This window comes from Gryllotalpicola koreensis, from assembly GCF_039538185.1.
GTDB classification, from domain to species: domain Bacteria; phylum Actinomycetota; class Actinomycetes; order Actinomycetales; family Microbacteriaceae; genus Gryllotalpicola; species Gryllotalpicola koreensis.
Genome location: NZ_BAABBW010000001.1, coordinates 956,702 through 976,390, shown reverse-complemented (window position 1 = coordinate 976,390; position 19,689 = coordinate 956,702). Strand labels below are relative to the sequence as shown.

Annotated in this window: 22 protein-coding genes; 7 read left to right on the top strand and 15 right to left on the bottom strand. The window is 68.7% G+C overall.

Annotated elements, in window-relative coordinates:
- Window positions 1-19 precede the first annotated feature (19 nt).
- The 3 genes from ABD708_RS04690 (at window position 20) to ABD708_RS04680 (ending at window position 4,386) form a co-directional block, all read left to right on the top strand.
- Window positions 20-1,246: a cysteine desulfurase family protein gene (locus tag ABD708_RS04690; RefSeq protein WP_344752121.1), complete on the top strand. Its 1,227-nt coding sequence runs from the start codon at window positions 20-22 to the stop codon at window positions 1,244-1,246.
- Between the two features lie 101 nt (window positions 1,247-1,347).
- The gene (locus ABD708_RS04685) at window positions 1,348-3,234 is read left to right on the top strand and encodes a glycosyltransferase family 2 protein (RefSeq protein WP_344752120.1); all 1,887 of its coding nucleotides are present in this window, start codon (window positions 1,348-1,350) and stop codon (window positions 3,232-3,234) included.
- An 87-nt stretch (window positions 3,235-3,321) separates the two neighbouring features.
- Window positions 3,322-4,386, top strand: a complete 1,065-nt coding sequence (locus ABD708_RS04680) for a hypothetical protein (protein WP_344752119.1) — start codon at window positions 3,322-3,324, stop codon at window positions 4,384-4,386.
- A gap of 281 nt (window positions 4,387-4,667) precedes the next feature.
- Here ABD708_RS04680 and ABD708_RS04675 read toward each other — a convergent pair whose 3' ends face one another.
- The 5 genes from ABD708_RS04675 to ABD708_RS04655 form a co-directional block, all read right to left on the bottom strand.
- Entirely contained in the window at window positions 4,668-6,101 is a 1,434-nt protein-coding gene (locus ABD708_RS04675) for an MFS transporter (protein ID WP_344752118.1), read from the bottom strand.
- Window positions 6,098-7,060, bottom strand: a complete 963-nt coding sequence (locus ABD708_RS04670; protein WP_344752117.1) for an alpha/beta fold hydrolase — start codon at window positions 7,058-7,060, stop codon at window positions 6,098-6,100. Before ABD708_RS04670 ends, ABD708_RS04675 begins: the two co-directional genes overlap by 4 nt.
- A gap of 161 nt (window positions 7,061-7,221) precedes the next feature.
- Window positions 7,222-8,583 carry a M20/M25/M40 family metallo-hydrolase gene (locus tag ABD708_RS04665; protein ID WP_344752116.1) on the bottom strand — a complete coding sequence of 454 codons (1,362 nt, stop codon included), beginning with the start codon at window positions 8,581-8,583 and terminating at the stop codon, window positions 7,222-7,224.
- An 11-nt stretch (window positions 8,584-8,594) separates the two neighbouring features.
- On the bottom strand, window positions 8,595-9,725 hold the full coding sequence (locus ABD708_RS04660) for a glutamate--cysteine ligase (RefSeq protein WP_344752115.1): 1,131 nt from the start codon (window positions 9,723-9,725) through the stop codon (window positions 8,595-8,597).
- 114 nt (window positions 9,726-9,839) lie between these two features.
- Entirely contained in the window at window positions 9,840-10,199 is a 360-nt protein-coding gene (locus ABD708_RS04655; protein WP_344752114.1) for an RbsD/FucU family protein, read from the bottom strand.
- A 919-nt stretch (window positions 10,200-11,118) separates the two neighbouring features.
- Between ABD708_RS04655 and ABD708_RS04650 the strand changes: the two genes are divergently transcribed.
- The 4 genes from ABD708_RS04650 to ABD708_RS04635 all read left to right on the top strand — a co-directional run bounded on the left by ABD708_RS04650 (window position 11,119) and on the right by ABD708_RS04635 (window position 13,107).
- Complete coding sequence (locus tag ABD708_RS04650) at window positions 11,119-11,478, top strand: hypothetical protein (RefSeq protein ID WP_344752113.1); 360 nt, start codon at window positions 11,119-11,121, stop codon at window positions 11,476-11,478.
- A 226-nt stretch (window positions 11,479-11,704) separates the two neighbouring features.
- On the top strand, window positions 11,705-12,565 hold the full coding sequence (locus ABD708_RS04645) for a tyrosine-type recombinase/integrase (protein ID WP_344752112.1): 861 nt from the start codon (window positions 11,705-11,707) through the stop codon (window positions 12,563-12,565).
- Window positions 12,562-12,816, top strand: coding sequence for a hypothetical protein (locus ABD708_RS04640; protein ID WP_344752111.1), 255 nt, complete (start codon window positions 12,562-12,564; stop codon window positions 12,814-12,816). Before ABD708_RS04645 ends, ABD708_RS04640 begins: the two co-directional genes overlap by 4 nt.
- Before the next feature lie 75 nt (window positions 12,817-12,891).
- Window positions 12,892-13,107 carry a hypothetical protein gene (locus tag ABD708_RS04635; RefSeq protein WP_344752110.1) on the top strand — a complete coding sequence of 72 codons (216 nt, stop codon included), beginning with the start codon at window positions 12,892-12,894 and terminating at the stop codon, window positions 13,105-13,107.
- On the opposite strand, the gene ABD708_RS04630 is transcribed toward ABD708_RS04635, so the two are convergent.
- The 10 genes from ABD708_RS04630 to ABD708_RS04585 form a co-directional block, all read right to left on the bottom strand.
- Window positions 13,104-13,355 carry a hypothetical protein gene (locus tag ABD708_RS04630; RefSeq protein WP_344752109.1) on the bottom strand — a complete coding sequence of 84 codons (252 nt, stop codon included), beginning with the start codon at window positions 13,353-13,355 and terminating at the stop codon, window positions 13,104-13,106. The two genes, ABD708_RS04635 and ABD708_RS04630, sit on opposite strands and share 4 nt — an antisense overlap.
- Window positions 13,352-13,663, bottom strand: a complete 312-nt coding sequence (locus tag ABD708_RS04625; RefSeq protein WP_344752108.1) for a hypothetical protein — start codon at window positions 13,661-13,663, stop codon at window positions 13,352-13,354. Before ABD708_RS04625 ends, ABD708_RS04630 begins: the two co-directional genes overlap by 4 nt.
- Window positions 13,660-14,355 (bottom strand): M15 family metallopeptidase, encoded by a 696-nt coding sequence (locus ABD708_RS04620; protein WP_344752107.1) that lies wholly within the window; start codon window positions 14,353-14,355, stop codon window positions 13,660-13,662. Before ABD708_RS04620 ends, ABD708_RS04625 begins: the two co-directional genes overlap by 4 nt.
- Entirely contained in the window at window positions 14,352-16,085 is a 1,734-nt protein-coding gene (locus tag ABD708_RS04615) for a hypothetical protein (protein ID WP_344752106.1), read from the bottom strand. The genes ABD708_RS04620 and ABD708_RS04615 overlap by 4 nt, the downstream gene beginning before the upstream one ends.
- Window positions 16,082-16,438 (bottom strand): hypothetical protein, encoded by a 357-nt coding sequence (locus ABD708_RS04610; protein WP_344752105.1) that lies wholly within the window; start codon window positions 16,436-16,438, stop codon window positions 16,082-16,084. The genes ABD708_RS04615 and ABD708_RS04610 overlap by 4 nt, the downstream gene beginning before the upstream one ends.
- Window positions 16,435-17,655 carry a hypothetical protein gene (locus ABD708_RS04605; protein WP_344752104.1) on the bottom strand — a complete coding sequence of 407 codons (1,221 nt, stop codon included), beginning with the start codon at window positions 17,653-17,655 and terminating at the stop codon, window positions 16,435-16,437. The genes ABD708_RS04610 and ABD708_RS04605 overlap by 4 nt, the downstream gene beginning before the upstream one ends.
- The gene (locus ABD708_RS04600; RefSeq protein WP_344752103.1) at window positions 17,648-18,118 is read right to left on the bottom strand and encodes a hypothetical protein; all 471 of its coding nucleotides are present in this window, start codon (window positions 18,116-18,118) and stop codon (window positions 17,648-17,650) included. The genes ABD708_RS04605 and ABD708_RS04600 overlap by 8 nt, the downstream gene beginning before the upstream one ends.
- Window positions 18,119-18,183: 65 nt before the next feature.
- Window positions 18,184-18,624 (bottom strand): hypothetical protein, encoded by a 441-nt coding sequence (locus ABD708_RS04595; protein ID WP_344752102.1) that lies wholly within the window; start codon window positions 18,622-18,624, stop codon window positions 18,184-18,186.
- Between the two features lie 9 nt (window positions 18,625-18,633).
- Complete coding sequence (locus ABD708_RS04590; RefSeq protein ID WP_344752101.1) at window positions 18,634-19,014, bottom strand: hypothetical protein; 381 nt, start codon at window positions 19,012-19,014, stop codon at window positions 18,634-18,636.
- Window positions 19,014-19,667, bottom strand: coding sequence for a hypothetical protein (locus ABD708_RS04585; RefSeq protein WP_344752100.1), 654 nt, complete (start codon window positions 19,665-19,667; stop codon window positions 19,014-19,016). The genes ABD708_RS04590 and ABD708_RS04585 overlap by 1 nt, the downstream gene beginning before the upstream one ends.
- Window positions 19,668-19,689: the final 22 nt, after the last annotated feature.

The following is a 19,689-nucleotide window of genomic DNA, read 5'->3' as shown; positions in this document are numbered from 1 at the left end:
CGGGCACGGCGGGGCATCCGTGATCCTGCTCGACGCGGCCGCGACGACGCCCGTGCGGCGCGCGGCGCTCGAGGCCGCGTGGCCGTACCTCACCGGCACGTTCGGCAACCCGTCGAGCGTGCACGAGCCGGGACTCGCGGCGGCCCGCGGCCTGGCCGCGGCGCGCGAGGGGGTCGCCGCGTTCCTCGGGTGCCGTCCCGCCGAGGTGGTGTTCACGAGCGGAGGCACCGAAGGTGCGAACCTCTGCGTCAAGGGGCTCGCGCTCGGCGCCGTGCTCGAATCGGGTCGCGGCCGCCACGTCGTGACGACGCGCATCGAGCACGAGGCGGTGCTCGAGTCGGTCGCCTACCTCGAGCGGGTGCACGGCTTCGCGGTCTCGTATGTCGAGACGGATGCCACCGGCGTGGTGTCGCCCGACGCGCTGCGCGCTGCCCTGCGGTCGGACACCGCGCTCGTCACGATCGGCTGGGCCAACAACGAGGTCGGCACTGTGCAAGACGTGGCGGTGCTGGCATCCGTCGCCCATGAATCCGGGGCGCTGTTCCATACGGATGCCGTGCAGGCCGTCGCCGCGCTGGCCGTCGATGTGCGCGCGCTCGGGGTCGACGCGCTGTCGTTCTCGGGGCACAAGCTCGGGGCGCCGAAGGGGTCTGGGGCCGTGTTCGTGCGGGCCGGCGCGCCGCTCGAGCCGCTGCTGCACGGCGGCGGGCAGGAGCGCGGGCGCCGCTCGGGCACCGAGAACGTGGCGTGGGCGGTGGCGCTCGCCAGTGCGGCGGCTGAGCTCGCGCGCGACCTCGGGTCGTCACAAATGCACGCGTCCGCCGGCGAGTCCCGCCCATTTGCGACGACCGGGCCCGGCGACGAGCGCAGGTCGTCACAAGAGCACGCTTTCGAGCACGAATTCCGGGACTTTGTGACGACCGGGCTCGAGAGCATTCCGGGTGCACGGCTCACCGGCCACCCCACGCGGCGGCTTCCCCGCCACGCGTCGTTCGTGATCCCCGGGGTGAACGGCGAGACCGTGCTGCTCGAGCTCGAGCGGCGCGGGGTGATCGCCTCGGCGGGCTCGGCCTGCGCGGCCGGCCGCACCGAGCCCTCGCACGTGCTGCTCGCCCTCGGGTACACGCCCGACGAGGCGACGACGGCGCTCAGATTCACCTGGACCGCCGATGTCACCGCGGAGCAGCTGGAACAGGCATCCGTCGCCCTCATCGAATCCGTCGCGGCGGCTCGAGGTCCGGAATAAAGTGACCCCCAAGGTGAGCGCGTGGCAGCGGGACTCATGGGGAGCGTCATGGCCGACGAGGCGTGGGAGGGGGGTACGGCTTCAAGGCTCCTCGACGCTTCGTGCCCGACGCGCGCGAAGACCTGAGCAGCCTCGTCGCCGACGGCATCATCACCCAGCAGCAGCTCGATGAGGCGGTCGCTCTGGCCGAGGCGTCGAACGCGGCCCCCGCAGCCGCGCTGCTCTACCACGATCTCGTGACCGAGGCGCAGGTGGCGACCGCGCGCGCGAAGGCCTGGGGCATCGGCACCGTCGACCTCGCCCACGAGCGCTTCGACCGCGAGCTGGTCCGGCGCAAATCCGGCCAGGGGTACATCGCGCGCGGCTGGCTGCCGATCCGGCGCGACGCAGACGGCGCGGTCATCGTCGCGACCTTCTTCCCCCCGAGCCCCGAGCTCGCCGACGAGGTCGAGGGCGAACTCGAGAGCGAGGTGCGCTTCGTCGCGACGGGCCGTTGGGCGCTGCGCAGCGCGGTGCTCGACCTCTTCGCCGACCGCTTCGCCGCCCACGCCCGCGACGCGCTCGGCGCCCGCGAACCGCTGCTCTCCGCCCGCATGGTGCTGAGCCGGGGGCAGAAGATCGGCGGGGTCGTCCTGCTCGTCGCCTACATCGTGTGCCTCGTCCTGTGGCCGCTCAACACGCTCGTCTGGACGGTCGCCGTCGGCAGCATCGCCTTCCTGCTGGCGACCACGTTCAAGTACGTGGTCGCGCTGCACGGCTCGCGCTACGACGTCGTCGAGCAGATCACGCAGGCGGAGGTCGACGCGATCGACATCGACGAGCTGCCGATGTACACGGTGCTCGTTCCGGTCTTCCGCGAGGCGAACGTCGTGGCCCAGTTGATCGCGAACCTCGGCGAGCTCGACTACCCGAGGCACAAGCTCGAGATCCTCGTGCTGGTCGAAGAAGAGGATCACGAGACGCGGGATGCCGTCACGGCGGCCGACCCGCCGTTCAACTTCCGCATCCTCAGCATTCCGAAGGGCACCCCGCAGACGAAGCCGCGCGCGTGCAACGTCGGCTTGGCGGTCGCGACCGGCGAGCTGCTGGTGATCTACGACGCCGAGGACATCCCAGAGCCCGACCAGCTAAAGAAGGCCTACCTCGCCTTCCAGCGCGGCGACGAGGACCTCGTGTGCGTGCAGGCCGCGCTGGCCTACTTCAACGACACCGAGAACCCGCTGACGCGCATGTTCACGCTCGAGTACGGCTTCTGGTTCTACTACATGCTCTCGGGGCTGGATGCCGCGCGGCTGCCGATCCCGCTGGGCGGCACGTCGAATCACTTCAAAGTCGCCGCCCTGCGCGAGCTCGGCGGCTGGGACCCCTACAACGTCACGGAGGACGCCGACCTCGGCATCCGTGCCTCTGCCCTCGGCTATCGCGTCGGCATCATCAACTCGACCACGATGGAGGAGGCGAACAATGCGATCCCGAGCTTCATCCGGCAGCGCAGCCGCTGGATCAAGGGGTACCTGCAGACCTCGATCGTGCACGCCAGGCAGCCCCGCAGGCTCGTGCGCGAGATCGGCTGGGTGAGCTTCCTGAGCTTCGTGCTGCTGGTCGCCGGCACGCCGATCACGTTCCTCGGGGTCATCCCGTCGTTCGTGATCACCTTCGTCTCGATCTGGCTGACGCACGAGAACCCCGCAGACCTCGTGCCGGCCTGGGTGATGTGGGTCATGCTGTTCAACTTCACGGTCGGCAACGCCGTGATGATCTACGTCAACATGATGGGCCCGTTCAAGCGCGGGAGGTACTACCTCGTGCCGTGGGCGATCCTGAACCCGCTGTACTGGGTGCTGCACTCGATCGCGGCCTACAAGGCGGTCTGGCAGCTCATCACCCGCCCGCACTACTGGGAGAAGACCGAGCACGGCCTCACCACGTACGCCCGGCCGGTCGAGGGGGAGGCGACGGATGCCGAGCGCCGAGCTGCGACAGCCTGAGCAGGTCGCGCGCCGCACCCCGACCGGCACGGTCGCCTGCGCACGCGGGTCGCCCCGTTCCCCCTGAACGCCGGGCTGCGTTGGCTCGTGCGCCTCGGCTTCGCACTGCCGTTCCTCGTGATCGCGGTGCTCGCGGCGCAGGGGAAGGCGGAGCCGACGAGCGACAACGACCTCGTCTACCAGCACGTCCTCGGGATCGACTGGAGCCGGGCCGACGTCGAGTGGGTGCGCGACCTCTACCCGCCGCTCGGCATGATCTTCGCGACCGGGGTCATGCGGCTCGTTCCGCTCGGCACCCTCGGCCTCGGCCTGCTCGGCGCCCTCATCGCCGGCTACCTGGGGCAGCGGACGCTCGAGAGCATGCGCCAGCGCGTGTTCCCCCCGACGGCGATCGCGCTGTTCTGCGTCGCGCTCTTCGCGAACCCCTTCACCGTCTACCTGATCGAGCGCAGCACGCTGCTGTTCATCACGATCGCCTTCTTCGCGCTCGGTGCGGACAACATGACGCGCTTCATCGCGTTCAGATCGACGCGCGACGGATTCCGCGCCGGCCTGTTCTTCATGCTCGCCGCGCTGACGGATTCCGTCGGCGTCATCCTGGTCGCGACCGCGGCCGTCTCGTCGCTGTTCCTGCGGCCGGGCGAGAGGCGCGAGCGTGGCCGGCGCCGGGCCGACCTGCTCGTCATCGCGTTTCCGACGGCCTGCACCCTCGTGCTGTGGTACTTCCTGCAGTGGGCGTTCGGCGCCGTGCCCTACCGGCTGTTCGGCATCGGCGTGCAGCCGGGCGAGCTCGCCGACGACGTGGAGTATTTCTTCCGCTACGGCTGGCTCATCCTCACGCCCGTCGCGTGCCTCTGCGTGGTCGCCCTGCTCGCGCGGCGGCCGTCGATCGCGCTGATGACCGTCGCCCTCGCCGCGGTGTACGTGCTCGCGCTGTTCGTCGGCCTCGGCCACGACCCGTCGGCCGCGGGCTTCGCCGTGCTGGTGCTGCTGCTGCTCATCGTCTACACGCCCGAGATCAGACCCCGCATCGTCGACCTCGCGCTGCCGTTCCTTGCGGCGCTGCAGATCGTCGTCATGTGGCTCGCGAGCATCGACGACTACTACCTCGTGGCGTGGTTCGACGCGGTGCGGCGGGCGTTCGGGGGCTGAGGTCGGGCGCTGCGCACCCGAGGAGTGCGTTCGGGTCGCTGCGGTCGCGCTGAGGGAACCCGAACTGCGCCTTCGGGGCAGTTCGACCTCGGTCGACCTCACCTCTCTCAACGAGGAGCTGCTGGCTCAGGCATCCGTTCTCACCGCAGCTGCCGCCCGCGCGACGACAGTAGATGTGCCTTCGCGCGCCGAGTTCGGGCTTCTACTGTCGCCACGAGGTCTGAGGTGAGCTGAACGGCATCTACTGTCGCCGCGCGGGACGGCCTAGGGGCCGAGCTCACTCAGAGCGTCGGGGTGGTCGCCGACTCGGCAGCGGCCGCCGCGGTTGCGGCATCCGTGTGCTCCTCGATCACCTGGATGATCTCGCGGTCGTCGTAGAACGCGAACAGCACCAGGGCCAGCGCGATGAAGACGCCCGAGACGAGTGCCGTGGTCTGCACTCCGGTCACCGTCGCCTTGCCGTCCGTGGAACCGAGCGAGATCAGCCAGGGCACCACGATCAGCACGACCGTCGAACTCAGCGAGGTGATGAAGCTGCGCGAGGCGAAGAACATGCCGGCGCGGTTGAGCCCCGTCTTGATGGTGTCGAACTGCGTGAGGTCGGCGAAGGCGGCCGGCGGAATGATGTTCGTGATCGAGATCGGCACCCCGATGAGAATGCCGATCAGCACGGCGAACAATGGGCCCGGAACCCCGGAGAGCGCGAAGCGATAGAGGTAGATCGCGAAGTAGATCACCACGTAGGCGATGCACGCGGCGACCATCAGCGGCCGCTTCCCGACCCGGCGCGCAAGCCAGTTCACGAGCGGGTAGGCCGAGACCCCGATGATGATCGCGATCACCGGCACGATCGTCGCGAACAGCTGCGGCTGCCCGACGAGCATCGTGATGTAGTACAGCAGCGTCGCGTTGAACAGCGAGAAGGCGACCTGCATCACGAAGGTCGCGCTCACCAGCACGCGGAAGTTGCGGTAGCGGAAGGTGGCGGCGAACGACGCGAGCAGCGGAGGGTGGGATGCCGCACCCGCGGCCGCCGGCGCGACGAACCTCCGCTCGTCGATCGTGAAGGCGGGAACGACCGCGGCGAGGAATCCGATCACCCCGAACAGCGCGAACGCGAACCGCCAGGCCGCCAGCTCGCTGAACCCCGCCCCGACCAGCACCGACTGCAGCGTCGGCGTGACGAACACGATCGCGCTGCCGATCACGAAGAACAGCGTGTTGATCGTGTAGAACCACACGCGGCGGCGCACCTCGGTGACGAGCTCCGCGACGAGCGCGAAATACGGCACGAGGAAGAAGGTGCCCGAGACGTAGTAGAGCGAGAGGAACACCGCGACCCACACCGTGTTCCAGCCGCTCGCGTGATCGAGCGGGGTGAAGACGACGAGCGCGGTCGTGATCGCCCAGGGCAGCGCGGCCCAGCGCAGCATGGTCGTGCGGCGGCCGCCGCGGGCGCGCACGCGGTCGCTCCAGCTCGCGACGACGGGGTTGAGGAACGCGTCGAGCCCGCTGCCGATACCGCGCACGAGCGCGAAGGTGAGCGCCGCGGCCGGCAGCAGGATCGGCAGCGAGCTGCCCGCCTGCGGCACGAAGACGACCAGCACGTAGCTCGTGATGAGCCCGGTGAGCACCGCCTGGGCGAAGTCGCCGAGGCCGAAGCGGACGAGGACGCGGGTGGGGGCGCGCTCGGGCAGGGGCGCTGCAGTGGTCATGGGGTCTCCGTTTCGGCGAGCGCGGCGCGCAGCTCGCGCATGAACTTCTCGGGCTCGGTCGATGAGGGCCCGTGGCCGGATTCCTCGAACCAGACCAACCTGACCGACGGCGCGCGCAGCACGGCGGCGTACTCCTCGACCAGCTCGGAGGGCGTCGTCCAGTCGTGCCGCCCCTGCAGGAAAGTGACGGGCACGGCGAGCTCGGCGGCGTCCTGCGTGAAGTCGTAGTGGGTGACGGCCGGCCAGAGCTCGGCGAGCGAGCGGGTCGCCCCGCGGGCGTAGCCCCAGCGGTCGCGCCACGAGTACTCGGGATTCGTCAGGATCCCCCCGGCGAGCGACTGCACCCACCCGCCGCTCGCGGGCGGCTTCAGCGGGTTGTGCCGCCCCGCGATCTGCCGCTGCGTGATCAGCCCCCGCACCACCGGGCGGTACTGGGCATCGACCGGCGGCCCGATGCGGCGCAGAGCGCGCACGCCCCGCTCGTCGCCGGCCGCGATCGCCGCCTCGAGCGCGTGGCGGTAGCCGATCGCCTCGTTGCGGATGCCGTCGACCGCCTGCCCGCTGCCGACGTAGGCCGCGTACAACTCGGGGTGACGCTGGACGAGACGGATGCCCAGCTCGGTGCCCCACGAGAAGCCGAGCACGTTCACCCTCGGCAGTGAATAACGATCTCTGACCAGGGTTGTCAGGCTCGCGGCATCCGTCACCAATTGATCGAGCGTGAGCCGTCCCTGCGTGCGCGGCCGGTAGCTGCCGCCGACGCCGCGCTGGTCCCACAGAATCAGGAAGAAGTCCTGCGCAAGCTCACGCAGCCGACCCGTGAACGCATGCCGGTTGGGCACGCCGGGGCCGCCATGCAGCACGATCAGTCCGGGCAGCCCGGCGCGCTCGGCGAGCAGGTGGATGCGCTGCTTCGTGCCGTTCAGTTCGACGGTGAACTTCCGGTCGACGAGGGTCATGCGCTGATGATGGCGCACAGATGCCCGGCGCAACGAATCCGATCGTCATTCACCGTCCACTGAGCGCGCCGCCGCGGGGGCACCGGCGGTTGCGTCGCCGCGTTCGGGCCGAAAACCGCGCGGTTGGGCCCGAAACCGGCGACGCAACGCCGTGGCGTGCATCACCCCAGCACCCGGCGCACCACGCGCTCGATCGCGTGCACCGCGAGGCCGACGGATTCCACGTCGATGCGCTCGTCGACACTGTGCACGAGGTGCCGGAAGTCGGCGTGCCGCCAGCGCGGCGAGAACATGCCGAAGCCGTAGGCGGGGATGCCGCGGGTGCGGAAGTACCGGCTGTCGGCGGCTCCCGGCGCGATCACCGGCACGGCGCGCGCCCCGGGATACGCCGCTGCGACGGCCTCGTCGAGCGCCGCGTACAGCGGGGTGTCGAGCGGCGAGCGGCTGGCTGGGTTCTGACCCCCGAGCGGCTCGATCACGGTGCGCTCGGCGAGCGGACCCAGCGCCGCGCGCAGCTGGGCGTCGACGTCGACGCCGCTCACGCCGGGGAGGGTGCGGATGTCGAGGTCGACGTGCGCGTTCTGCGCGACGACGTTCAGCTTGTCGCCGCCCCGCACGAGGTCGGGCGAGAAGGTCGTGTGCGTGACGGCGTGGGCGAGGCCCGCGATCGGCCCGAGCTGCGGCAGCGCGGCGTCGATCAGCGCAGGGTCGGTGAGCGCCGCGCGCACCTCGTCCGGCACGTCGAGCGCAGCGACGTACTGCGGCCAGAGGTCGTCGAGCTGTGCATGTCCGGCGTGCTGGGCGATGCGGGTGACGGCGGCCGCCGCCGTGACGATCGCGTTGTCGGCGCCGAACGGGGTCGAGGCGTGGCGCGGATGCCCGGCGAAGCGCAGCCGGCGCCCGGCCATGCCTTTCTCCCCCACGGTCACCGTGACGCCCCGCACCACGCCCCTGACCGCGAGCGGAATGCCGCCCGTCTCGCTCAGCACGCCGTCGACGTCGACGAGCTCGGGCCGGTTCGCGACGATCCACTCGGCGCCCAGGTGTCCACCGGACTCCTCGTCGGCGACCGCCGCGAAGACGAGCCGCCCCGGCATCCGCTCGTTCGCCGTCGCGAATCTGCGCATCACGACCGCATACGCCGCCGTGAGATGCAGCATGTCCAGGGCGCCGCGGCCCCACACCCAGGCGCCGCCCTCGCGCTCGACGAGCTCGCCGCCGAAGGGATCGTGGGCCCAGCCACGGCCGGCCGGAACGACATCGGTGTGGCCGAGCAGCAGCAGACTCGGCGCCGCGGGGTCGGTACCGGGCAGCTCGGCGACCAGCGAGACGCGGCCCGGGTGCGGCTCGACGGGCTCGACGCTCAACCCCGAGCCCGCGAAGAACCGCTGCAGCGTCGCGGCACTGCGCTCCTCACCGCCGGAATCGGCGGAACCGTCGGTCACGCACGCATTGCGGATGAGCTCGCGCAGCAGCTCGACGGTCTGGGTCGTCAGATCGGGCTCAGTCGTGAGGTCAGTCATCCTCTGCGACGTTACCGCGGCACGAGCGGACGCTCGGCGTCGAACTCGGCGATCAGGTGCCGGACGACGGCGCCCAGGTCGCCTTCCGTGCCCAGCGCGAGCTGCAGCTGGCGCTGGTACCCGGCGCCCAGATCGAGGATCGTGTGGATGCCGGCGAGCTCGGCCCGGCATCCCAGGTCGTCCGCGATGGGCTCAAGAACCGGAAGCAGCTCGCGCAGATGATCGCGCACCGCCTGCTCGCTGCCGTCTCGCCCCGTGATCACCCGGGCGTCCATGCCGTAACGGGCCGCGCGCCACTTGTTCTCGCGGTGGAACCAGGGCTGCAGCTGCTCGAACTCCGCACCGTCGTCGAGCTGCCGCGAGCACCACTCGACGAGGCACTGCGCGAACGCGGCGATGGCGGCGAACTCGAAGAGGTTGCTCGTCGCGTCGCAGGCTCGCAGCTCGACAGTGCCCCAGCGCGGGGCGGGGCGGATGTCCCAGCGCACCTCCGTGACCTCGCCGATCACGTCCGTGCCGACGAGGTCGTCGACGTAGCCCTCGAACGCCTTCCAGTCGGGCAGCTGCCACGGCAGGCCGGCGGTCGGCAGCTGCTGGAACACCAGCGCTCGGTTCGAGGCGTACCCGGTCTGCTCCCCCGCCCAGAACGGGCTCGAGGCGCTGAGCGCCTGCAGGTGCGGCAGGAACTTCGTCAGCTCGCCGATGATCGGGATCACCTTGTCGCCGTCTTCGACGCCCACGTGCATGTGCACACCCCAGATCATGAGGTTCCGGCCCCACCACTGGGCGCGGTCGATGAGCGTGCGGTAGCGGCTCTTCTCGGTGATGTTCTGATCCTGCCATTTGGCGAAGGGATGACTGCCCGACGAGAGCAGACGCGCGCCGTGCTTCTCGGCCTCGTGCCGCACCAGGTCGACGCGTCCGCGGATGTCGTCGATCGCGTCGGCGACGCGCTGCCGCGGGTCGCTCGTGATCTCGACCGTGTTCGTCAGCAGCTCTGCGGTGATCTTCTCGCCGCCGTCGAGCACCTGCAGGATCCCGGGCGCCGCGGGCACGAGCTCGCCGCTGTCAGGGTCGGCGAGCATGAGCTCCCACTCGAGGCCGACGCTGGAACGTGGGGACTGTGCGAACGGAATCTCCATCCGGTGAGTGTCGCAGGGATCCGCTCGCGGCGGCAGTGCTTGCGCGAGCGGGCGGGTACGGGGTACTCCACTCCGGCGCTCTCCCCGGGCATCATGGGCAGCGTCGTGCCAGGGTCAGGCGGTGACGAGGTCTCCTTTGCGAAGCAGGAAGGAGCCCGGCTCGCCTGCGATGTCGGCACGCACGGTGGCGGCGGCGTCCGCGGCGAGGTGCCGGAACTCCCGCTCGCCGAGTGTGGACATCGGCACCCGGCGAAGCTCGGCGTCAGCTGCGATTCCAGAGATCGCGAACACCATGTCTGGCAGCTCTTCCCGGCCATCGAGGTCGTCGAGAAAGACGATCGGGGCGCCAGCCGCGTCCAGAGGGAACACACTGAGGACGGCTGCCGCCACCCCCTCGATGGAGGTGGCCGCGAGGTCGATGACGGTGTGGCCTTCGTTCGGCACCATGATGGGCCCGGTGCCGGAGGTCAGCACAAGCCATTCGCCAGGTTGCATCTCATCGAGGGTGACAAGAAGGTCGCCGCTCAGAACAGGGTCGAGGTTTTTGAGCACAGTAGAACGTCTCTTTTCACAAGTACTTAACGAGTACTCCTCAACCCCGAACCCAAGCTACCTGCGCCCGACCGCGCTCGCGGCCCCCAGTGCGAGGGTGGCTCGCAGCGCTGACGCTGCGTCACCTGGCCAACGCGTCCTCTCGATTCGGCGAGGACCGCCCGGCGAGGTAGTTGCTAAGGCAATGTTTCTTGAGCGGGTCCTGAGGCCGCCTTGCGCGCCGCTTAGGGTAGACCGGTCATTCTAGGAGTAACGGGCACCCGAGCCCGTGACCTCAACCCCCCATTGACCGCGGCCCGCGACTTCTGCCCGAACAGAACGCGGGCCGCGGTGAGTTAACGCGACAACGGCCCCGAACGCGCACAGTGCGGGCGCAACCCGATGCACCCGCACTGTGACTTAAACCTTCAACCCAGAGGTAAGACTACGCCGCGTCGTGCGTTCACGCAGCCCGAGCGTGGTGTGCTCGTCCGCGCTCGCCCTGCCACACACCCAGCCACAACTCAGGACTACTCGCCCCCACGTGCCACGACAGGAGCGGCGCAGCCCCGGCTCTCTCGTGAGTGCCTCAAAACACAGATGTCCCGCGACATATGAGGCATACGTCGCGGGACAACACACTGGTGCGCCTGAAGGGACTCGTACCTCCCAACCTTCTGGTTGGGAGGTACGAGTCCCTTCAGCCTAGCTGAGGCCGCAAATCACGCCCTCGATCTGATCCTCTGGGATGCCGAGCTGTCGGCCTGCTCATGGTGCGGCTCATCCAAGCACTCATCGCGTATCTGCCCGATCCTGCGCGGCCGCTACGAGGCGACCGGATCACTCGAACGGGAGTCTGACGATGCCTGAGCTGATCTCCGAGACGCGGCCGGTCGCTCGCGTGGATCACTACTGCCTGGTGTGCGGATGCATCGCAGTGCGCGCCGGAGAGCAATACCTGCGGCGCGTCTACGCCTTCGACGGGAGCGCGTACGCGTGGATCTCGTGCGCCGAGTGCGACGCGATCTACAGCCTCGTTGCGTCATGGGCCTATGACGACGGTGAGGGCATCGGTTCCGATAAGTACCACGAGTGGGCATACGAGTACGCGTGGGACTCGGATCACGGCGAGGCGGCTCGTGCATTCCTCCGACGTTCGGATAGCGAGATTCCCGAAGGCCCCGATCACGCCCAACCACTCGGACGGGAGTCTGAGCGATGACGCATCCAGCCATTCACCTCGTGCCCGACGGCGACGATTTCGAGGCGTGGTGCGACCGCTGCGGGGCGTGGGCCTGCGGGCATCTGATCAGTGACTGCATGGATGCGCTCATTGACGTGCCGTGCCGCGCGGCCGCGTAGGCAGAACCGTCGTTCTGTCCCCCTAAAGGTCGATCCCCGAAATCGGACTGCCCGCCTTCCTCCCCACACCCCAAGGTGGTTGTCAAATGCACAGCAACTCCATACCCATCACTCAACCCTGGTCTCTGGCGATCGAGGGATTCATCACCCACCTGAAAGCCTCGGGCGCACCGGCGACAACGCTGCGCGCCCGGCGCGAGCAACTCCAGCATCTCGCCCGGCGTGCGCCCGCCGATCCGTGGTCGCTGACCGCTGACGAGCTGCTCGCCTACTTCGCAGACCAGACGTGGCAGACGGAGACGCGACGTGGCCGGCGCTCGTGCTTCTCCATGTTCTGGAAGTGGGGCAAGCGGGTGCACGGTGCCAAGAACATCGCGAAGCATCTGCCGAAAGTGAAGCCGGCCGCGCCGAGCCCGATGCCCGTGCCGCCGCCCGTGTACGAGGCGGCGATGCGACGCGCGGATCAGCGCACGAAGCTGATCCTGCGCATGGCGCATGACGCCGGGATGCGGCGCGGCGAGATCGCCGTGTCCGCGTCGTGGGACCTGGTCCAAGACTTCGTGGGCTGGTCGCTGGTCGTGCACGGCAAGGGCGGCAAGACACGCATGGTGCCGCTCACACCTCGACTCGCCTTCGAGCTGCTCGCGTTGGGCGAAGGCTACTTCTTCGAGGGTGCGATCGACGGGCACCTGTCGCCGCGCCGCATCTCGGAGCTTGCCGCCGACGTGCTCGACGCCCCGTGGACGATCCACAAGCTGCGCCACAGGTTCGCCACCGACCTCCTCGACGCCGTGGGCGGCGACCTGCTCACCGTCCAGGAAGCATGCGGGTGGGCGAAAGCCGACACCGCGCGCCACTACATCCCGGTCCCGCTCGACAAGATACGCCAGGGCATCTATCGGGCGCGCGAGGTCGAGCCGCTGCGCGCCGTGGAGGCCACGGCATGATCGAGACCACCGAATACCTCGCGATGATGCGGCGCATGCTGCGCGCTGCAGGCCGACGCGTAGCAGATGCCGACGAGATCGAGCTAGCCGAGCTCGTGGCGCTGCGGGCCGAGCTCGAGCAGGCGATAGCGTCGGCAGTCGCCGGGCAGCACAAGCGCGGCGTCTCCTGGCGCGGCATCGCCGCCGGGCTCGGAATGACTAGGCAGAGCGCGCACGAGCGATACTCGCGCAAGCTGTCAGGTGCAGCCTGACAGTGAATTGGACGACGCGGGTGAGCGTTAATGACGAGCCGTCGACCGCCGCGCGGCGCCCTTAGGATGACGGGCGTGAATCGCACTCGCATCATCGCCTTGGGCGTCATCGCGCTGCTCATCGTCGCGGCCGCGGTCGTCATTCCCGTCAGTATCCACGTGCGTCACAAGCATCAGCTGGACGCCCTCTACAAGGACTGCGTGGTGCTCGTTGAAGCTCGTCACAAGGGCGACATCGACGCGGTCGTCGCGGGCGCTCACGCCTGCCACGACCGCGCCTATGGAAACTAGCTGCCGCTGATGTGCGCGGCTGCGGTGGCGGCGACGAGTGTGCCGACGCCGGCCGCTGCGGCTGCGAGCCACGCGTGCGGGTCGGTGAGGTCGCGCTGTGCCGCGAGGGTGAGCAGCGTCGTGCCGACTGGGGCCGCGATCAGGTAGATGCGGGTGCGGCTGGCGCGTTTGAGCGTGATCGGCTCGGCGGTCGGCTGCGGAAGTGCGGCCGCACTTCCCGGATCGGTGGCGGGTGCGGTGTTGGTCACTTGCGTTCCTTTCGTTGGGTGTCGTCGATGTCGTTGACGCGGCTTGTCAGCTGGCTGAGGTCGACGCGCAGCTGCCGGACGTCTTGGCGCATGCCGCCGACGTCGCGGCGGGTCTCGCGAAGTTCGCGCACGAGCTCGGTGTGTTTGTCGTCCATGTCGGCGCGCAGGGGTCGCTCGTGGTCGTTGGTGATCTCGAAGCCGACCTCGTCGGTGCGGCGTCGGAGGCGCTTGTAGCCGAGGACGCCGAGGACGCCGAGCACGATGTTGCTCAGCGCGCCGATGATGGCGATGTCGACCTGGTCGCTCACTTGCTGGGCTGGGTGTGCGCGGCCTTGACGACGTCGAAGGCTCGCTGCGAAGCGGGGCCGTTGCCGAAGTCGTAGGTGATGGTGGCGCCGGCGGTCTGCAGCTGCGCCCACTCTTCGGCAGTGCAGAGGTGCGCGTATCCGGGGCCCATGGCCCAGATGGCCAGTCCGTGCCGGTAGTACTTCATGAGGTCGTCCTCTCGGTTCTGTGATGCGGTGGTCGTGGGGTGTGGGAGTGTTGCGAGCTCGCGGACGCAGACCCAGTGCCACAGCTCGTTCACGGCGGCGCCTTCGGCGTTGTCGAAGCCAAAGAGCGCAGCGGACTCGGTGAGCGCCTTCCAGAGGTCGGCATCCTCGTAGAACGGGGCGTTGATGTCGACGGCGAGGGCGAGGCCGTGGTTGGAGTAGCCGGGCGTTGCGGCGGTGCCGAGGCCGTGCGTGTGCGCGTTCGCTGCGGCCCAGAGCTGGTTGGCGTGGTCGCGGTAGCAGGAGGACACCTGGTAGATGTCTGCGGTCGCGGCGAGCCGCTTGCCGGTCTCCGCGTAGAGGTAGTCCGACCATGCATCGAACTGCGTAGCGGCGTACTCCACGAGGTAGTGGTTCGCGGGGGCGTTCCGTACCGGCTCGAGCACGGCGGTGGGGACGTAGCCGTTGCCGTAGGTCTTCCCGGCGATGACGATCGAGGTTGCGTTCATGCTGCACTCCTGTGGGCGTTGCGGATGGTGAGTCTCATCTCGTCTTGGCCGAGGTCGAAGACGACGGCGTTGATGACAGCGCCGGCCTGGTAGCCGGGGATCGTGACGGGCAGGTAGGCGTTCGCGGCGAGGTCGGTCGTCGCGGTGACCTCGACGGGCGTGCCGAGCTGCTGGATGCGCGAGAGGAGGAACGCGGCGGCACCCGATCCGGGGTAGGGCCGGTCGTAGTCGACGACGGCGATCGGGAAGACGGTGCGCGGCTCGAGGCCGGGCGGTTGCGATTCGGTCTCGATGAAGGTTCTGCCGGCTTTGTCGGTCCACTTGTAGCGGGCGATCGCGCCGCGCGCGAAGCTGCCTGCGTCGGTCTGGTCGACGGTGCGCTGCGGGCCGGGGCTGAGGATGCCGGTGAGCGCGAGCGTGGGACCGCTGGTGTAGGTGGCCGGGTCGACGAGCTTCCAGGTGCGGGTCTCGTCGCAGATCAGGCGCAGGGCGGCGGCGTCGGTGAGCGGCTCGAGGAAGTCCTTCCAGGTCTCCCCCCGCTGCTGGATCAACGATTGCGGGTCGAGGGGATCAAGCGGGATGCGCCGCGACGTCGAAGCGCCCACGGTGCCCGTCCACTGATAGGTGTAATTGGCGTCCTGGGCCTTGTCGCCGGCGATGAACGGCGGGTTGGTCTCGAGCCACTCGAACTCATCGACGGCGTAGACGCTGATCTCGTCGATGTTGAGCACCTCGTTGGCAGCTGCGCCAGTCACCTTCACGAACGCATTGAAGAAATCGGCGATGCCGCCCGTGTTCGTCGCTCGATCCCACTGCGAGGTCAGGACCGAGAGGTGCGTCCAGGTGTTCGCCGCGACCGAGAACGCCTGCCACGAACCGGTTACGGCGACGCCATTGACATCCCGGTACTGGATGAGCAGGCTCACGGTCCGCGCGGCCGGCGTCCGGACCCACACACTGAACCACACGTACGGGATGCCATACGGATCGGATGCGTAGATATTCGACCCGCGAGGCGCCGACGCCAGGGTGTGCGTAGTGGTGGGCGTGCCCTTCGTGGTCAAGGGCACGGACGCCGTCAGGTCTCCGGCCGATCCGGAGCTGTTCTTCGCCGTGACCCATTTACCGCTGGCCCCGGTGTGATCAGTCCCCGTCACGGAGGCGAACGTGATGCCCGGCGCGACCCATGAGCCGACGTTCGCGGCCTGCGGGTCGACGCAGAGGTTCTCGAGCTCGTAGCGGGGCGTCATGTTCGCGTCCGCGGTTCCGGCCGCGAGGGCGGGCGTGCCGGGCATGTTGCTGAGCGCCCAGTTGATGATGCTGCGCAGCTGCGGGCCGTGCCCGGCGAGCCCCGTGGTCGCGTCGCCCGCGTCGAGGTAGTCACGCACGCTGACGAGGCCAGGCAGGGCGTCGTCGGAGGCGAGCGTGAGCGTCATCCGCCCGGTCAGGTCCGGGTCGGTCGCCGCGGTCAGCAGCAGATCGAAAGTCCGCGTCTTCCCCTGCACAGTGCCGGTAAGAGCCACACGGTGCAGGACCGCCGCGCCAGCAAATCCCGTGTCGTCGACCTTCAGGTGCGCGAGCGTGGCCGCCTCCGACGGCGCGGTGATCACGAGCGTCGCCTGCACGGTCGGGATCGTCGACTCGCTGATCGTGATCGACGAACCGTCGAGCTCCACCTTCAGCGGGTAGGCGGCATCCGCGATCGCGGACCACGCGGCGCTGCGGCTCACGAGGGCACCTCGACGAACGTCACCGTCACGGTGAACCGGCTGCGGGTCTCCGTGTCGAGCTCGTACGCGGTCGGCTTGCCAACGAAGCTCATCGCGTAGCTCGGCCGGTCAGTGTCAGCGAAGGCCTTCACACCCGGCGCAGCCATCTTCGCCTCGAAGCCGGCTGCAGCCGTCTCATCCGCGAAGAACGCCTGAAACGTGCCCCGGCGCGGCCCTGCAGGCCGCTCGGTGACCTCGAGCGTGCCGTCCGAGAGCTGATGCTCGATGTCCAGCACGTCACGGCTCCAAGACCACACGAGCTGCAGATCGGGCGTGACCGTCGAGGCGTCAGGGAAGGTGAATGTGGAGGTCACTTGATCTTCCGTCCGTTCGCGACGAAGACGCCGTCCATCTTTACTGTGGTGCTGCCGCTGGCGAGGCGGGCGAGGTTGGCCTTGACGTTCGCGAGCGCGAGGTCGAGGGCCGACGTGTCGGCGGTGATCTTGACGGATTTCGATGAGGGAAGCGCGTTGAGCTTGTTGGCTGCTCCGGTCGACGAGTTTCCGAGGTCGTCAAGGGCCTTCTTGCTGACCTGTGCCTTGGCGCTGGCGTCGTTGAGGTTGTTGCTCACTTGGCTGAGCGCGTCGGCGTCGGCTTGGAGCTTGTCGTGGGTGCGTGCGGCTTGGAGGCCAAAGTCGCCGATCTTGCCGCTGTTGTCGGCGAGGCGCGAGCTGCTGTCGTCGAGCTTCTGGTTGATGCGGCCCTGTACCTCGTCGAGCGCCTCCTGGTCGCCCGCGAGCGCGCGGACCGCTGTCGACAGGTTGACGCTCGCGTCTTTGGAGATCTGCTGCGCCTGCGCGTATTTCTTCTGGTCCTCGATGACGTCGTTCACGGCCTGCTGGAGGAAGTCGGCGCTGAGGAACTTGTTGCCGCTCTCGAGCATGTCCTCGTACATGTCGTTGACCGACTGGAGGTTGGCCTCGTTGGTCTCCTGTTGCTTCTGCTGCCATGCCTGGTAGAACCCGCCGAGCAGGCCGAGGGCGACGCCGCCCGCGCCGACCGCGATGCCGAGCGGGCCGGTGAAGCTCGCCGCGAGGCCGCCGAGCGTGTCTTGCCCGAGCTGGCGGATGTCGTCCATTGAGCCGCTGAAGCTCGAGACGGTCTCGCCGAAGTTCTGCCGGGCCTCGTTCTTGAATTCCTCGGTCGCTTCGGAGGCGACGCCGCCACGGCCGAGCGTGTGCTGGCCGGCGTCGCCGATGTTGCCCAGCGATTTCTTGGCGTCGCGCTCGAGCTGCCTGAAGTCGTCGGATGCGGAATCGGTGGCCCGCTTGGTGTTGCGGGAGAACTTCGTCTGCGCCGAGCCGTCGGCGAGCACCTTGCCGAGCTCGGACTGATCGCGCTTGAAGTCACCGACCTTGGTGCGGGCGTCTGAGAAGGACTGCTCGAGCTGCTTGCCGGCTCTGTCGCCCTCGCGTTGCACCTGCTCGAGTGACTGCTCGACGTTCTCGAGCGGCTTGATGACGCCGGACTGGATGCCGGTGACGAACTCGCGGGTGTCGGAGACGACGGAGACACTGAGTCCCTTAGCCATTGCCGGCTCCTTTCTCGAGCTGCTCGTGGAATGTGCGGATCGCGGTCTGGACGGTGAGTGAGGCGATCCTGGGGACGATTGCGGCGATCGACGGGTAGAACACGAAACCCTTGCTGTTGCGGGCTCTCAGAGGGGCGTGCAGGGCGCGCCGCTGGTAGCTGTAGCTCTTGCCGCGCCGGCTTCGGGCGTTGACCTTCTCGACGCGGTTGCCGGCGACGCCGAACTCGGCGGCGTGGTAGTCGGTCTTGGGGTCGAAGCCGCCCTTGAGCGTCCGTCCCACCTGGGCGGCTTTGAGGGTGACGTTCTGGTTGGAGACGGCGACGCGGGCGGTGCGGGCGAGCGCCGTAGCTTCGAGTCGGGTCGAGGCGTGCTGTGCCATCTCGTCGCGCCAGACCGGGTCGGCCATCGACTTGATCGAACGGCGCAACTGCTTGGCGAGCTCACGGTCGAGGCCTCTGAGCATAAGGATGACGCCTTGCAGCTCTGCGGAGTTGAAGACGCTGATCCTCAGCCCAGAGGCCGGCATAGCTACGCCCCTGCCGGGGTCTTGACGGGCGAGCCGACGACGGGGAACGAGAGCTGCGCAGTGGCCCAGTCGTCGATGTTGCCGCCGACGGGGACGGGTGGCACATAGGCGTCGAACGTCCAGGTGGGCGCGCCGGGGCGCGGCGTGTAGGCGATGTCCTCGATGAGCTCGCCGGCGTGTTCCTCGAGGTAGTTGGCGAAGCTCTCGACGTCGACCCAGTCCTGTCCGATCGTCACGTCAAAGGTATAGGTAGGGCTGGTGACGTCGGTGAACACGGCTTCGGGTGTGCCGCCCTTCCAGGTCTGCGTCGAGCTCGACGGGTTGAGCAGCGCCGAGCTGCAGGCCGGCGCGTAGTCGACGGTGTCGCCCTCGGCGGCGCCGGGGAAGATGACGGCGAACTGCTTGCTGATGTACGGGTGGACGTTCTTCACGGTGTTGGCCACGGGGTGCTCCTAAACGAGTGAGGCGGTGACTTGGATGTTGTTGATCTCCCACGCGAGGTTGGCTCGGTTGGGGTCGATGGTCTTGAGCGCTTCGCCCCAGCTGAGGCCGGCGCGCTCGATGGCACCGATGAGCTCGAGCACTTCGTCGTCGATCGCGTCTTCCTGCGTCTGCGTGGTGGAGGGCGGTGCGTAGATCGAGGCGGTGAACTGGATGGCGACGACGCCGCGGCCGGCGCCTGCAGGCCGCACGATGTTGGTGGCCTGAAGCTTCACGACCGGGGTCGAGAGACGGTCGGTGGACTGCTGGGACGGGGCGAAGCGCCACTTGGCAGGAAGCAGCGGTTTCAGGGTGCGCTGCAGCGTGAGGCGGGCGATCTCGTTGACGGCCATCAGTAGACGTACCCTTCGGGAAGGCCTGCGACGGTCGGGCGGCCGGGGTGCTGAGGGCGTAGCCGCTGCTTGATGGTCCAGTCGAGCGGGAACGCGCGCACAGCGAAGCTGTCGTCGCCGTCGTCGCCGGTCGACGGGTCCACCTTGCTGGCGTTCCAGACGTCGCGGGCGTGGTCGAGCTGCGCCTGCCGGTAGCTGAGAGGCACGGATGCCCCGTCTGGGAGGTCGGGGGCGAAGTCGATGACCTCTTTCTTGGCGACCTGCAGCAGCTCGTAGAGCCGTACGTCGGATACGGGGCCTTGGAGCCAGTCATCCCGTGCGTCATCGACGGTGTACCAGCCGTCGTCGGTGTCGACAGCGAGGCGGACGGCGGGCATGCGCAGCTTGTGGCCGGCGTCGTCGCTGACGGTGATCCGGGCGACGTGCACTCCCGACGCGGCAAAGGGGCTCGCATTCCCCCACGTCACCCGGATCACGGTGATTCCCTCGTCATCGACGATTGTGGCGGTCGGCTGAGCCTCTACAGGGATGCCGGTCGGGTCGATGAGGGAGATGGATGCGACGGTGTAGTCGCTTATGTCGAGCGGGTCGCCGCCGCGGGCAGGCTCAATCACGAGCGGTGCTGCGGGGATGTCTCCCACGTAGTAGCTCACGGTCGAGCCTGCCTTTCAGCGG

Bases quoted from the DNA above. Each gene is read 5' to 3' on its own strand.
- ABD708_RS04675 (WP_344752118.1), bottom strand. From the start codon at position 6,101: ATGACCACTGCAGCGCCCCTGCCCGAGCGCGCCCCCACCCGCGTCCTC.
- ABD708_RS04670 (WP_344752117.1), bottom strand. From the start codon at position 7,060: ATGACCCTCGTCGACCGGAAGTTCACCGTCGAACTGAACGGCACGAAG.
- ABD708_RS04665 (WP_344752116.1), bottom strand. From the start codon at position 8,583: ATGACTGACCTCACGACTGAGCCCGATCTGACGACCCAGACCGTCGAG.
- ABD708_RS04660 (WP_344752115.1), bottom strand. From the start codon at position 9,725: ATGGAGATTCCGTTCGCACAGTCCCCACGTTCCAGCGTCGGCCTCGAG.
- ABD708_RS04650 (WP_344752113.1), top strand. From the start codon at position 11,119: ATGCCTGAGCTGATCTCCGAGACGCGGCCGGTCGCTCGCGTGGATCAC.
- ABD708_RS04645 (WP_344752112.1), top strand. From the start codon at position 11,705: ATGCACAGCAACTCCATACCCATCACTCAACCCTGGTCTCTGGCGATC.
- ABD708_RS04640 (WP_344752111.1), top strand. From the start codon at position 12,562: ATGATCGAGACCACCGAATACCTCGCGATGATGCGGCGCATGCTGCGC.
- ABD708_RS04620 (WP_344752107.1), bottom strand. From the start codon at position 14,355: ATGAACGCAACCTCGATCGTCATCGCCGGGAAGACCTACGGCAACGGC.
- ABD708_RS04605 (WP_344752104.1), bottom strand. From the start codon at position 17,655: ATGGCTAAGGGACTCAGTGTCTCCGTCGTCTCCGACACCCGCGAGTTC.
- ABD708_RS04600 (WP_344752103.1), bottom strand. From the start codon at position 18,118: ATGCTCAGAGGCCTCGACCGTGAGCTCGCCAAGCAGTTGCGCCGTTCG.
- ABD708_RS04590 (WP_344752101.1), bottom strand. From the start codon at position 19,014: ATGGCCGTCAACGAGATCGCCCGCCTCACGCTGCAGCGCACCCTGAAA.